Genomic DNA, 12,739 nt, shown 5'->3' on the forward strand with positions numbered 1-12,739 from the left:
CTGTCCGCTACATCCGGGACACGTTCCGCTCGTAGACCAGGCGCAGGCCGATCAGGGTGAGCCAGGGCTCGTGCTCGTCGATCACGGAGGACTCGCCCAACACCATCGGCGCAAGGCCGCCCGTCGCGATGACGGTGACGTCGTCGGGGTCGGCCGCCAGCTCCTTCTTCATCCGCGCGACGACGCCGTCCACCTGGCCGGCGAAGCCGTAGATGATGCCCGACTGCATCGCCTCGACCGTGTTCTTGCCGATCACGCTGCGCGGCCGGGCCAGCTCGATCTTGCGGAGCTGGGCGCCCTTGACGCCGAGCGCCTCGACCGAGATCTCGATGCCGGGCGCGATGACACCGCCGGTGTACTCGCCCCGGGCGGAGACCGCGTCGAAGGTGGTGGCCGTGCCGAAGTCGACGACGATCGCCGGACCGCCGTAGAGCTCGGCGGCGGCGGCCGCGTTGATGATGCGGTCCGTGCCGACCTCCTTCGGGTTGTCCATCAGGATCGGCACCCCGGTCTTGATGCCCGGCTCGACGAGCACGGCGGGGACGTCGCCGTAGTAGCGGCGGGTCACCTCGCGCAGCTCGTGCAGGACGGCCGGGACCGTGGAGCAGATCGCGATGCCCTCGATGCCGTCGCCCAGCTCCATGCCGAGCAGCGGGTGCATGCCCATCAGGCCCTGGAGCAGCACGGCGAGCTCGTCGGCGGTGCGGCGGGAGTCGGTGGAGATCCGCCAGTGCTCGACGATCTCCTCGCCGTCGAACAGGCCGAGGACGGTGTGCGTGTTGCCGACGTCGATGGTGAGCAGCATCAGGCGTCGGCCCCGTCGGTGTCGCGGAAGTCCAGGCCGATGTCGAGGATCGGCGAGGAGTGGGTGAGCGCGCCGACGGCCAGGTAGTCGACGCCCGCCTCGGCGTAGGCGCGGGCGGTGTCGAGGGAGAGCCGGCCGGAGGACTCCAGGACCGCGCGGCCGCCGGTCAGGGCGACCGCCTCGGCCGTCAGCAGCGGGGTGAAGTTGTCCAGCAGGATCAGGTCGGCGCCCGCGTCGAGCACCTCGCGGACCTGCTGGAGGGTGTCGACCTCGACCTCGATCGGTACGTCAGGGAACTCGTCCCGTACCCGCTTGAAGGCCTCGGCGACGCCGCCCGCCGCGATGACGTGGTTGTCCTTGACCAGTGCCGCGTCCGACAGCGACATCCGGTGGTTCACGCCGCCGCCGCAGCGCACCGCGTACTTCTCCATGGCGCGCAGGCCCGGGGTGGTCTTGCGGGTGTCGCGGACCTTGGCCTTCGTGCCTTCGAGGACATCGGCCCAGGCGCGGGTGGCGGTCGCGATGCCGGAGAGCCTGCACAGCAGGTTGAGCGCACTGCGCTCGCCGGTGAGCAGGTCGCGGGTGCGGGTGGTGACGGTCAGCAGCTTCTGGCCGGGGGCGACGCGGTCGCCGTCCTCGACGTGGCGCTCGACCGCGAACTCCTCGGTGCAGACGATGGACAGGACGGCCTCGGCGATACGCAGACCGGCCACGACGCCCGCCTCGCGGGCGGTGAAGTCACCGGTGGCCACGGCGTCCTCGGAGACGGTCGCGACGGTGGTGACGTCCACCCCGCCGTCCAGGTCCTCCTCGATCGCGACGTGCGCGACGTCCTCGACCTGGACGGGGTCCAGGCCCGCGTCGGCGAGGAGCTGGGCGAGGGCGGGGTCGAGGCCGCACTCCAGCGGGTCGAGCTCGTAGAGCTCGTCCCCGCCGCAGCCGCAGCCGTCCCCGCAGCCGCCCGCGGACGGTGCGGGCGCGCCGATCCGGACCAGCGGTACGTCCACGGGTGTGGGGCGCGGATTCTCTTCGGGCGTGCTCACGGTTACGGCTCCTCGGTGACGTCGGCGGGGTGGGTGGGGGGTGCTGCTGCGCAGTCTGGTGCCTGCGTCGGGTGTACGGGCCCGAATGCCTGGGTCTCCGTCCGACGGAGGACCGGGCGGCGCTCCGGGGTGAGCCGCACGACGAGGTGACGGCGCCAGTTCTCGTCGTCGCGCTCGGGCCGGTCCTCGCGCCAGTGGCAGCCGCGGGTCTCCTCGCGCTGCCGGGCGGCGGCGACCAGGACGCGCGAGACGAGCAGCAGGTTGGTGGCCTCCCACGCCTCGACGCCGGGCACCGCGACCTTGGGTTCGTCCGCCTCCACGGCCAGGGCCGCGCTGGTGTGGAGGGCCTCCAGCTCGTCGGCGGCGTCGGCCAGGCTCTCGGCGGAGCGGAGGACCCCGGCGCCCCGGGTCATGATGCGCTGGATCGTGGACCGGGCCTCCGGGGCGAGCAGCGGGGAGGGCGCGCGCTCGTCGCCGGTCTCCGCGGCGCCCGCGCGGGGCCGGTCCTCGACGATGTCCGCCGCGATGCGCTCGGCGAAGACGAGGCCCTCCAGGAGGGAGTTGGACGCCAGCCGGTTGGCGCCGTGCACGCCGGTGCAGGCGACCTCGCCGCAGGCGTACAGACCGGGCACCGTGGTACGTCCCCGCAGATCGGTGCGGATGCCGCCGGAGGCGTAGTGCGCGGCGGGGGCCACGGGAATCGGTTCGGTGACCGGGTCGATGCCGTGGGCCCGGCAGGCCGCCAGAATGGTGGGGAAGCGCCGCTCCCACATCTCGGCGCCGAAATGGCGGGCGTCGAGGTACATGTGCTCGGTGCCGTGCAGCTCCATCCTGCGGGTGATGGCCTTGGCGACGATGTCGCGCGGGGCCAGCTCCGCCAGCTCGTGCTGCCCGAGCATGAAGCGCGTACCGGACGCGTCGACGAGATGGGCGCCCTCGCCCCGTACCGCTTCCGAGACCAGCGGCTGCTGGCCCTCGGAGCCGGCGCCGAGGAAGAGGACCGTCGGGTGGAACTGGACGAACTCCAGGTCGGAGACCTCCGCGCCGGCCCGCAGCGCCAGCGCCACGCCGTCGCCGGTGGAGACCGCCGGGTTGGTGGTGGCGGAGAAGACCTGGCCCATGCCGCCGGTGGCGAGGACCACCGCGGGGGCGTGGACGGCGCCGACCCCGTCGTGCTGGCCCTCGCCCATGACGTGCAGCGTGACGCCCGCGGTGCGTCCTTCGGCATCGGTGAGGAGGTCCAGTACGAGCGCGTTCTCCACGGTGTGCAGGGCTGCCTCGCGGACCGCCTCGACCAGGGCGCGGGAGATCTCGGCGCCCGTGGCGTCGCCGCCCGCGTGGGCGATGCGGCGGCGGTGGTGGCCGCCCTCGCGGGCCAGCGCGATGTCGCCGCTCTCCGTGGTGTCGAAGTGCGCACCGGTCCCGATCAGCCGGCGCACCGCGCCCGGGCCCTCGGTGACCAGCATCCGCACCGCCGCCTCGTCGCACAGACCGGCGCCCGCGACCAGGGTGTCGTCGAGGTGCTGCTCGGGGGTGTCGCCCTCGCCGAGCGCGGCCGCGATTCCGCCCTGCGCCCAGCGGGTGGAGCCGTCGTCGAGGCGGGCCTTGGTGACGACGACGGTGGCGAGGCCCGCGGCGGCGCAGCGCAGCGCGGTGGTGAGACCGGCCACGCCGGAGCCGACCACCACGACGTCGGCGTCGATGGACCAGCCGGGGGCGGGGGCGGTCAGCCGTATTCCGGTCACGTGTCGGCTCCGAAGGTCAGCGGGATGTTGTCGATGAGGCGGGTCCTGCCGACCCGTGCGGCGACGGCGAGGACCGCCTCACCGGTGGTGCGGTCGTCGGGGATCTCGGTGAAGTCGGCCGGGTCCACCAGCGCCAGGTAGTCCAGGGCGAGCGGGGGCTGCGCGCCCGCCGCGTCGTCGAGGACCAGGAGCGCGGCCGCCCGTACCGCCGAGGGGCCGTCGACCGGTCGGGCCAGCGCCACCGCCTGGGTGTCGGCGGCGGCGCGGGCCTCGCCGAGCGCGGTGAGCGCGGCGGCCCGGCCGGTGGTGGCCGAGGTGGTCCGGGCGCGGGCGTGCAGCGCCTGCTGGGCGGCGAGCCGGTCGCGGGCGGCGAACAGGGCCCGGGACAGGGCGAGGGCGGTGTGCCGTTCCTCCGGGTCCAGGAAGCGGTTGCGGCTGGAGAGCGCCAGGCCGTCCGGCTCGCGGACCGTCTCCACGCCGACGATCTCCACGGGGAAGTTCAGATCGCGCACCATCCGGCGGATCAGCGCCAGCTGCTGGGCATCCTTCTGCCCGAAGAAAGCGGCGTCGGGGCGGGTCAGGTGGAGGAGCTTGGCGACGACGGTGAGCATGCCGTCGAAGTGTCCGGGGCGCGAGGCCCCTTCGAGCCGCTCGCCCATCGGGCCCGCCGATATCCGGACCTGCGGCTCGCCGCCGGGGTAGACCTCGTCGACGGATGGTGCGAAGACCGCGTCCGCCCCGGCGGCGCCCGCCACGGCGAGATCGGCGTCGAGCGTGCGGGGGTAGCGGTCCAGGTCGGCGGCCTCGCCGAACTGGAGCGGGTTGACGAACACGGTGACGACCACCTGGCCGTCGGGGCCCGCCGCCGCGCGGGCGGCGCGGATCAGGGCGGCATGGCCCTCGTGCAGGGCGCCCATGGTCATGACGACGGCCCGCGGCCCCTCGAAGGGGGCGAACGCGGCGAGCTCGGCCGCGGTACGGAGCAGGGGGGCCGCGGGCCCGTGGGACGCGGCGGGGCGGGGAGTGCCGGTCGTGTCGGTCATCGGGGCTCCTGGGATCCGGTGCCCGTGCCGTCGGCCAGGACCCCGAGCAGGTCCTCGGCCAGCTCCGGCTTGAGCATGCCGTGGGCGAGGGCGCGGTCGGCGGTGGCCCGGGCCATCGCGACGTATCCGGCCACGGTCTGCGGGGCGTGCCTGCGCAGCTCGCCGATGTGCGCGGCGACCGTGCCGGCGTCGCCGCGGGCCACGGGGCCGGTCAGCGCGGCGTCGCCGGAGCGCAGGGCGTTGTCGAGCGCGGCGCCGAGGAGGGGGCCGAGCATCCGGTCGGGGGCGGTGACCCCGGCCGCGCGCAGCAGCTCCATCGACTGGGCGACCAGGGTGACCAGGTGGTTCGCGCCGAGGGCGAGCGCCGCGTGGTAGAGCGGACGGGACTCCTCCGCGATCCATTCGGGCTCGCCGCCCATCTCGATGACCAGCGCCTCGGCCGCGAGCCGCAGCTCCTCGGGGGCGGTCACGCCGAAGGAGCAGCCGGCCAGCCGCTGGACGTCGACGGAGGTGCCGGTGAACGTCATCGCGGGGTGCAGGGCGAGCGGCAGGGCGCCGGCCCGCAGGGCCGGGTCCAGGACGCCGGTCCCGTACCGCCCCGAGGTGTGGACGATCAGCTGTCCCGGCCGCACCGCGCCGGTCTCGGCGAGGCCCTCGACCAGGCCGGGCAGGGCGTCGTCGGGGACGGTCAGCAGCACCAGCTCGGCGCGCGCGAGAACCTCGGCGGGCGGCACCAGCGGTACGTCGGGCAGCAGGGCGGCCGCTCTGCGCACGGAGGCGTCGGAGACACCCGATACGGCGACCGGCCGGTGCCCGGCGAGCTGCAGGGAGGCGGCGAGAGCGGGGCCGACGCGGCCCGCCCCCACGACGCCGACCGTGAGGCGGGCGGGGCGGTCCCTCGCGTCGAGGGGGTCATGGGGGGCTTTTGCATTCACGCGGCGATGGCCTTCCGTTCCAGTCCGCAGGGGGTACCGGACGACTTCTCTGCATGCTACGCCAGCGTTTCGTCCGGGCTCCTGGCCGTCCACAGCCTGTGGGTGAAGTCCGGACGGAAGGCGCGGCCCGGAGCCGGGAGCGCCCGGAAAACCGGGTGGGCCGGTGGTGCGGGCTGCGTGATGATCGTCCCATGACAGACACAGCAGACACGGGCGGGCAGCCACGGCCGGAGGCGCAGGAGGACGTGCGGGAGGAGTCCCGGGAGGAAGCGCAGCGGGCGCGCAGGACCAAAGCCTGGGCCGCGGCCGAACGGGTCCTGATCCGGCCGGCCATGAACCTCTCGCTCGGTGAGCGGCTGGCCGCGCTGACGGCCGGGGCCGGGTCCGTCACCGATCTCGACCGCCCCGCGGACATCTACGGCGACGGTGTCGTCGCCGAGCTGGAGGAGCGGATCGCGGGCCTGCTGGGCATGGAGGCCGCGGCGTTCTTCCCCACCGGGACGATGGCCCAGCAGGTCGCGCTGCGGTGCTGGGCCGGGCGGACCGGCAACGCCACCGTGGCGCTGCATCCCCTCGCCCACCCCGAGGTGCACGAGCGCGGCGCGCTGGGGGCGGTGAGCGGGCTGCGTACGGTCCATCCCACGCACGAGCCCCGGCTGCCCACGGCTCAGGAGATCCGCGACTTCGACGAGCCCTTCGGCACGCTGATGCTGGAGCTGCCGTTGCGCGACGCCGGTTTCGTCCTGCCGACGTGGGAGGAGCTGGAGGACGTGGTGGCGGCCGCGCGGGAACGCGATGCGGTGGTGCACATCGACGGCGCGCGGCTGTGGGAGTGCGCCCCCCACTTCGGGCGGGAGCTGCCGGAGATCGCGGCGCTCGCGGACAGCGTGTACGTGTCGTTCTACAAGACCCTCGGCGGGATCTCCGGAGCCGCGCTGGCCGGTCCCGCCCCACTGGTCGAGGAGGCCCGCACCTGGCGCCACCGGTACGGCGGGCAGCTCTTCCAGCAGTTCCCCGCGGCGCTCGCCGCCCTGATCGGCCTCGACCGGGAGCTGCCTCGGCTGGATGCGTACGTGGCGCAGGCGAAGGTGGTGGCGGGGGCGCTGGCCGAGGGCTTCCCGGCGGCCGGCACCCCGTGGTCCCGGGTGCATCCGGAACCGCCGCACACGCACCAGTTCCAGGTGTGGCTGCCGTACGGGGCGGACGTGCTGACGGAGGCGGCGGTGCGGCAGGCGGAGGAGACGGGCGTGTCCCTCTTCCGCAAGTGGTACCCCGCGGCAGCCGGGCCGCCCGGACTGTCGTTCACCGAGGTGACGGTGGGCCGGGAGGGCCTGGAGTGGACGGCCGGGGATGTACGCGACGCCGTACGGGAGTTCGTGGAGCGGCTGGCCTAGAGGGACCCTGCCGGGCCGGCGGGGGAACGGCCGGCGGTTCCACGACCGCCGGTCCCGCGGATCCGGGTGATCAGGGAACGCAGGGCCGCCCGCCGGCGACCGCGCGCCGGGCGGCCCGCGATCACCGCCTCGAAGCGGGCCCGGTCACGCGCCTCGCGCACCACGGCCCAGTCGTGCCGGCCCGGCAGTGGCGGCGGCGGCTCACCCCGCCCGGCCGCGCGGTAGCTGTCGAACATCTGCTGCTGGATGGCGTCCATGGCCACAGCGTGGGCCGGTCCGGCCCGCCCGGCCCGCCGATTGACGACCCCCGTCAAATGGCGCGATGCCTTCCGCGGCCACCCCGCACTATGGAGGGGTGAGCGTGCACATCGACATCGCCGGGCTGGCGCCCGACCGCATCGTCTTCGAGACCTCCCCCCTCGCCGAGCTGGGGCTGGCCCTGCACGCCCTCTCCGAGCCGGGGCACCACCCGGGCCTGCACGGCTGGGCGACGGCGACCTCCAGCGCCCTGGACCCCGATCTCGCCGACCGGCTGCACGAGGCCGACTTCCTGTGGCGCCACACGTTCTCGGACGTCTTCATGCCGTTCGCCGGGATCCGCGGCGGCAACGGCCGGACGGGCGCCGACCTCGCCGAGGACCTCGACATCCTCGACCGGCTGGACGACGAGCGGTTCGTCGCCGCCGCCCTGGAGTTCACCTGCACCAGTCTGTACGGGCAGGGCGCCCCCTCCCCGCTCGACGACCCGACGATGCGCGCCCGCGCCCTGGAGATGGCGGCGGCGCGCGGCCCCCGGCAGGTGGAGTTCACCCAGCAGCTGCTGGCGGACCCGGCCCCGGTGCGGGCCTGGGTGCGGCGCCTGTTCGAGGACTGCGACCGGGCGTTCTTCGCGGACACCTGGTGCCGGGTGCGGGTCCAGCTGGTCGCCGACGCCCGGCACAAGACCGACCTGCTGCGGCGCAAGGGGATCGGCGAGGCGATGGGCGCGGTCTCCACCGCGCTGACCGTCGACGAGACCGTCACCCGGATCAGCGCCGACAAGCTCAGCGAGGGCCGCACCAGCGCCGTCGGCCCCGGGCTCACCCTCATCCCGTCCACCTTCGGCTGGCCGCACCTCAATCTGCTGCACGCCCCGGGCTGGCGCCCGGTGATCCACTACCCGGTGCACCAGCCCGAGCTGCCGTCCCCCGCCTCCGTGGAACTGCTCCAGCTGCGCATGGAGGCGCTGGCCCACCCGATGAGGATGCGGCTCTGCCGCCACCTCGCCCGCTCCCCGCACACGACCGGCCAGCTCGCCGACACGTACGGCATCACGGCCCCCGAGGTCTCCCGGCATCTCTCGGTGCTGAAGAAGGCGGGCCTGGTCACCACCCGGCGGCGCGGCCGGTACGTACTGCACCAGCTGGACCTGACCTCGGTGGCGCGGCTCGGCAGCGACTTCCTGGAAGGCATCCTGCGCTGACCGGAAGGCGCCCCGGGCCCCGGCAGCGGCCCGTCGCCCGCCCAGGCCCCGGGAACGGCCCGTCGGCCCGACCGCCCCGCAGGCCCGACCGCCCCGCCGGTCAGACCGCCCCGCCGCCACCGGCCCGGACCAGCCCCGTCTCGTACGCGAGGACCACGACCTGCACCCGGTCGCGCAGGTTCAGCTTGGTGAGGATGCGGCCCACATGCGTCTTCACCGTCGCCTCGGAGAGCACCAGGCGCGCCGCGATCTCGCCGTTCGACATGCCCTGGGCGACCAGCAGCATCACCTCTCGCTCGCGTTCGGTGAGCTTGGCGATGTCCTTGTGCTGCGGCTCGCCGGCGCCGCTCGGCAGCATCGGCGAGAAGCGGTCGAGCAGCCTGCGGGTGGTGGACGGGGCGACGACGGCGTCACCGCTGTGCACGGAACGGATCGCGGCCAGCAGCTCGGCGGGCGGCACGTCCTTGAGCATGAAGCCGCTGGCCCCGGCCTTCAGTCCGGAGAAGGCGTACTCGTCCAGGTCGAACGTGGTCAGGATGAGCACCTTGGGCGCGTCCGGCTGCGCGCAGATGCGCCGGGTGGCCTCGACACCGTCCAGCCTCGGCATCCGCACATCCATCAGCACCACATCGACGGCGGTGGAGCGAAGGTTCTCGATCGCCTCCGCGCCGTCGCCGGCCTCGGCCACGACCTCCATGTCCGGCTGGGCGGCGAGCACCATCCGGAAGCCGGTGCGCAGCAGCACCTGGTCGTCGACGAGCATCACGCGGATCGCCATGAGGGGTCCTGTCTCCTGTCTGATGGGGCGTCGGCTCCGACGCCTAGTGGGCCGGCTTGAGCGGCAGCAGCGCGCTGATCCGGAAGCCGCCGCCGGGCCGCGGCCCGGCGTCCAGCGTGCCGCCGACCATGCCGACCCGCTCGCGCATACCGATCATCCCGTGGCCCGCGCCGTCGGCGCCGCCGTCCTCGTACAGTTCGTGCGCCGCGCCCCGCCCGTCGTCCTCGACCAGCAGCCCGAGCCCGTCGTCGAAGTAGACCAGACGCACACTGGCCCCCGCGTCCGGGCCGCCGTGCTTGCGGGTGTTGGTCAGGGCCTCCTGCACGATGCGGTACGCGGTCAGCTCGACCCCGCTGGGCAGCGGGCGCGGGGTCCCCTCGATCTTGAAGTCGACGGCCAGGCCGGTCTGCCTGACCTGTTCGATCAGATCCTCGATCTGGTCCACATCGGGCTGCGGGACGTACTCCCCGCTCTCCTGCGCGTCGCCCGTCCGCAGCACCCCCAGCAGCCGCCGCATCTCGGCCAGTGCCTGCCTGCCGGTGCTGGAGATGGTCTCCAGGGCCTGTTTGGCCTGGTCGGGGGCCGCGTCCATCACGTACGCCGCACCGTCGGCCTGCACCACCATCACCGACACGTTGTGCGCGACGACGTCGTGCAGTTCACGGGCGATACGGGCACGCTCGGCCGCCACCGCGACCTTCGACTGCGCCTCGCGCTCCCGCTCCAGCCGGGCGGCGCGCTCCTCCAGCTGGCTGAAGTAGGCGCGCCTGGTCCGCATCGAGTCGCCGAGCACCCAGGCGAGCACGAAGGGAACGGTCAGCACGACGGCGATGAAGACTTCCTCGGCCCAGCCGGTCCGCGGCACCTCCGCAGGCCAGCGCAGTTTGGACAGGGTCGCCGCGCCCAGGCTGCAGACCAGCGCGAGCCGGGACGCCCAGCGCTCCCCGACGGTGGCCACGGTGAAGACGATCACCAGCATCGCGAAGTTCATGACCCCGGGACCCACCCCGGTGACCAGCTGCGCCACCCCCATCGCGATGGCGAGCAGCAGCATCTTCTCCGGCGCGCGCCGGCGCAGGGAGACCACCGCGCAGAGGCCGAGGACGATCGGAACGGCGGCGACGCGCTCCTTCGTGCTTTCCCCCAAACCGACCATGGACAGGCCGGAGAGCCCGAGGAGGACGACGGCCCAGAAGGTGTCGACGCCCGTCGGGTGTCTGCGGAGGAAGTCGTAGAGGCGCTGCACGTAACCCAGCGTAGGGACAGGCGAGGGGCGCCCGGGTCAGCCGAAGGGCCGATCCGGCTCCGGAGACCGTACTCCCCAAGGTGGAGACTTGGACACGTGACGGACGAGTGGCGTGGGTGGCAGGAGGCGGCGGAGACCGCTTTGTACGGGGACGGGGGGTTCTACCGGAGCCCCGAGGGGCCGGCGGGCCACTTCCGTACCTCTGTCCACGCCTCCCCGCTCTTCGCCTCCGCCGTCGCCCGGCTGCTGGTCGAGACGGCACGGGAGCTGGGCACCGGCCCGGTCGACCTGGTGGACCTGGGCGCCGGGCGGGGCGAGCTGCTGACGGGGGTGCTGGCGGCGCTGCCGGCCGCCGGCGGTCCGGCCGTACGGGCGTACGCCGTGGAGCTGGCCGGACGTCCGCCCGGACTGGATCCCCGGATCGAGTGGTGCGCCGAACCGCCGCAGGGGACCCGCGGCCTGCTGTTCGCCAACGAGTGGCTGGACAACGTCCCGACCCGGATCGCCGAGACCGACGCGGACGGGGTCGCCCGCTACGTCCTCGTCCGGCCCGGGGACGGTACGGAACGGCTCGGCGAGCCGGTGACCGGGGCGGACGCCGAGTGGCTGCGCCGCTGGTGGCCCTCGGCCGGACCGGGCGGCCGCGCCGAGATCGGCCGCCCCCGCGACGAGGCCTGGGCGCGGGCGGTGGCCACGCTGAGCGGGGGGCTCGCGGTGGCGGTGGACTACGCCCATGTGCGCGAGGCGCGGCCCCCGTTCGGCACCCTGACCGGCTTCCGGGCCGGCCGCGAGGTCCGGCCGGTCCCGGACGGCAGCTGCGACCTCACCTCGCACGTGGCGCTGGACGCGTGCGCGGCGGCCGGGTCCGGTGACGGTGCGCCGCCCGAGCTCCTGAGCCAGCGCGAGGCGCTGCGCCGCCTCGGCGTCAGCGGCGAACGCCCGCCCCTGGCACTGGCCTCGGCCGACCCGGCCGGTTACGTACGGGCGCTCGCCTCGGCGGGCGAGGCGGCGGAGCTGACGGCCCGGGGCGGCCTCGGCGATTTCGGCTGGCTGATGCAGCGCAGGGGCTGAGAACGGGCGCCCTGGGCTCGGCGCCCCGGCCCGGCCACGCGATACTGGCCGCATGACGGAGACGACGGTCGGCATCGGCGGCGCGGCGGAGAGCACCGACATGGTGCTCAACATCGGCCCGCAGCACCCCTCCACCCACGGTGTGCTCCGACTGCGCATCGTCCTGGACGGCGAGCGCATCCAGCACGCCGAGCCGGTCATCGGCTACATGCACCGGGGCGCCGAAAAGCTGTTCGAGGCCCGCGACTACCGGCAGATCGTGATGCTCGCCAACCGCCACGACTGGCTGTCGGCGTTCTCCAACGAGCTGGGCGTCGTGATGGCCGTGGAGCGCATGCTCGGCATGGAGGTCCCGGAGCGCGCGGTCTGGACCCGCACTCTGCTCGCCGAGCTGAACCGGGTCCTGAACCATCTGATGTTCCTCGGCTCGTACCCGCTCGAACTCGGCGGGATCACCCCGGTGTTCTACGCCTTCCGCGAGCGCGAGGAGCTCCAGACGGTGATGGAGGAGGTCTCCGGCGGCCGGATGCACTACATGTTCAACCGCGTCGGCGGCCTCAAGGAGGACCTCCCGGCCGGCTGGCTCGGCCGCGCCCGGGACGCCGTCGCCTCGGTCCGGTCCCGGATGGACGTCTACGACGACCTGGTGCTCGGCAACGAGATCTTCCGCGGCCGCACCCGCGGCGTGGGCGTGCTCTCCGCAAAGGCCGTGCACGCGTACGGGGTGTCCGGGCCGATCGCCCGCGCCTCGGGCGTCGACTTCGACCTGCGGCGCGACGAGCCGTACCTCGCGTACGGGGAGCTCCAGGACACCCTGAAGGTGGTCACCCGCACCGAGGGCGACTGCCTGGCCCGCTTCGAGTGCCTGCTGGAGCAGACGCACAACGCCCTGGACCTCGCGGACGCCTGCCTGGACCGGATGGCCGCCCTGGCCCCCGGTCCGATCAATCAGCGGCTGCCCAAGGTGCTGAAGGCCCCCGAGGGCCACACCTACGCCTGGACCGAGAACCCGCTCGGCGTCAACGGCTACTACCTGGTGTCCAAGGGCGAGAAGACCCCGTACCGGCTGAAGCTCCGCTCCGCCTCGTACAACAACATCCAGGCGCTCACCGAACTGCTGCCGGGCACGCTGGTCGCCGACATGGTGGCGATCCTGGGCTCGCTCTTCTTCGTCGTCGGCGACATCGACAAGTAGGCGACATCGGCAAGTAGCGTCC

12 protein-coding genes are annotated in these 12,739 nt (G+C 74.0%); 4 read left to right on the plus strand and 8 right to left on the minus strand.

All coding sequences use genetic code 11. From position 1 onward, the window contains the following. Positions 1-7: 7 nt before the first annotated feature. The 5 genes from AB0D53_RS26895 to AB0D53_RS26915 are packed head-to-tail and all read right to left on the minus strand — an operon-like array spanning position 8 to position 5,571. Entirely contained in the window at positions 8-805 is a 798-nt protein-coding gene (locus AB0D53_RS26895; RefSeq protein ID WP_362451031.1) for a type III pantothenate kinase, read from the minus strand. After that, positions 805-1,848 (minus strand): carboxylating nicotinate-nucleotide diphosphorylase, encoded by a 1,044-nt coding sequence (nadC, locus tag AB0D53_RS26900; protein WP_362451033.1) that lies wholly within the window; start codon positions 1,846-1,848, stop codon positions 805-807. Before nadC ends, AB0D53_RS26895 begins: the two co-directional genes overlap by 1 nt. A 2-nt stretch (positions 1,849-1,850) precedes the next feature. After that, positions 1,851-3,593: an L-aspartate oxidase gene (locus tag AB0D53_RS26905; RefSeq protein WP_362451036.1), complete on the minus strand. Its 1,743-nt coding sequence runs from the start codon at positions 3,591-3,593 to the stop codon at positions 1,851-1,853. Then, entirely contained in the window at positions 3,590-4,636 is a 1,047-nt protein-coding gene (gene panC / locus AB0D53_RS26910) for a pantoate--beta-alanine ligase (RefSeq protein WP_362451039.1), read from the minus strand. The genes AB0D53_RS26905 and panC overlap by 4 nt, the downstream gene beginning before the upstream one ends. After that, the gene (locus AB0D53_RS26915) at positions 4,633-5,571 is read right to left on the minus strand and encodes a DUF2520 domain-containing protein (RefSeq protein WP_362451042.1); all 939 of its coding nucleotides are present in this window, start codon (positions 5,569-5,571) and stop codon (positions 4,633-4,635) included. The genes panC and AB0D53_RS26915 overlap by 4 nt, the downstream gene beginning before the upstream one ends. Before the next feature lie 191 nt (positions 5,572-5,762). Here AB0D53_RS26915 and AB0D53_RS26920 point away from each other — a divergent pair, with 191 nt between their 5' ends. After that, complete coding sequence (locus tag AB0D53_RS26920) at positions 5,763-6,965, plus strand: beta-eliminating lyase-related protein (protein ID WP_362451045.1); 1,203 nt, start codon at positions 5,763-5,765, stop codon at positions 6,963-6,965. On the opposite strand, the gene AB0D53_RS26925 is transcribed toward AB0D53_RS26920, so the two are convergent. After that, positions 6,962-7,222: a hypothetical protein gene (locus AB0D53_RS26925; protein ID WP_362451047.1), complete on the minus strand. Its 261-nt coding sequence runs from the start codon at positions 7,220-7,222 to the stop codon at positions 6,962-6,964. The two genes, AB0D53_RS26920 and AB0D53_RS26925, sit on opposite strands and share 4 nt — an antisense overlap. Positions 7,223-7,326: 104 nt before the next feature. On the opposite strand from AB0D53_RS26925, the gene AB0D53_RS26930 reads away from it, so the two are divergent. Continuing rightward, complete coding sequence (locus AB0D53_RS26930; RefSeq protein WP_362451275.1) at positions 7,327-8,427, plus strand: DUF5937 family protein; 1,101 nt, start codon at positions 7,327-7,329, stop codon at positions 8,425-8,427. Between the two features lie 100 nt (positions 8,428-8,527). Here the strand turns inward: AB0D53_RS26930 and AB0D53_RS26935 are convergent, their stop codons facing one another. Both AB0D53_RS26935 and AB0D53_RS26940 read right to left on the minus strand, forming a co-directional pair. Next, entirely contained in the window at positions 8,528-9,205 is a 678-nt protein-coding gene (locus tag AB0D53_RS26935; protein ID WP_362451050.1) for a response regulator transcription factor, read from the minus strand. Between the two features lie 43 nt (positions 9,206-9,248). Continuing rightward, complete coding sequence (locus AB0D53_RS26940; RefSeq protein WP_362451052.1) at positions 9,249-10,451, minus strand: sensor histidine kinase; 1,203 nt, start codon at positions 10,449-10,451, stop codon at positions 9,249-9,251. A gap of 96 nt (positions 10,452-10,547) precedes the next feature. On the opposite strand from AB0D53_RS26940, the gene AB0D53_RS26945 reads away from it, so the two are divergent. Both AB0D53_RS26945 and AB0D53_RS26950 read left to right on the plus strand, forming a co-directional pair. Then, a complete protein-coding gene (locus tag AB0D53_RS26945; protein ID WP_362451055.1) occupies positions 10,548-11,522 on the plus strand; it encodes an SAM-dependent methyltransferase in 975 nt (324 codons plus the stop codon). Between the two features lie 52 nt (positions 11,523-11,574). Then, positions 11,575-12,717 carry an NADH-quinone oxidoreductase subunit D gene (locus AB0D53_RS26950; RefSeq protein ID WP_362451057.1) on the plus strand — a complete coding sequence of 381 codons (1,143 nt, stop codon included), beginning with the start codon at positions 11,575-11,577 and terminating at the stop codon, positions 12,715-12,717. The last annotated feature ends 22 nt before the right edge of the window (positions 12,718-12,739 follow it).

The sequence above is a fragment of the Streptomyces sp. NPDC048295 genome, from assembly GCF_040652135.1.
In the GTDB taxonomy this organism is placed as follows: domain Bacteria; phylum Actinomycetota; class Actinomycetes; order Streptomycetales; family Streptomycetaceae; genus Streptomyces.

Coding starts and splice junctions, on each gene's coding strand:
- AB0D53_RS26895 (WP_362451031.1), bottom strand. CDS start 805: ATGCTGCTCACCATCGACGTCGGCAACACGCACACCGTCCTCGGCCTG.
- AB0D53_RS26950 (WP_362451057.1), top strand. CDS start 11,575: ATGACGGAGACGACGGTCGGCATCGGCGGCGCGGCGGAGAGCACCGAC.
- AB0D53_RS26935 (WP_362451050.1), bottom strand. CDS start 9,205: ATGGCGATCCGCGTGATGCTCGTCGACGACCAGGTGCTGCTGCGCACC.
- AB0D53_RS26925 (WP_362451047.1), bottom strand. CDS start 7,222: ATGGACGCCATCCAGCAGCAGATGTTCGACAGCTACCGCGCGGCCGGG.
- AB0D53_RS26920 (WP_362451045.1), top strand. CDS start 5,763: ATGACAGACACAGCAGACACGGGCGGGCAGCCACGGCCGGAGGCGCAG.
- panC (WP_362451039.1), bottom strand. CDS start 4,636: ATGACCGACACGACCGGCACTCCCCGCCCCGCCGCGTCCCACGGGCCC.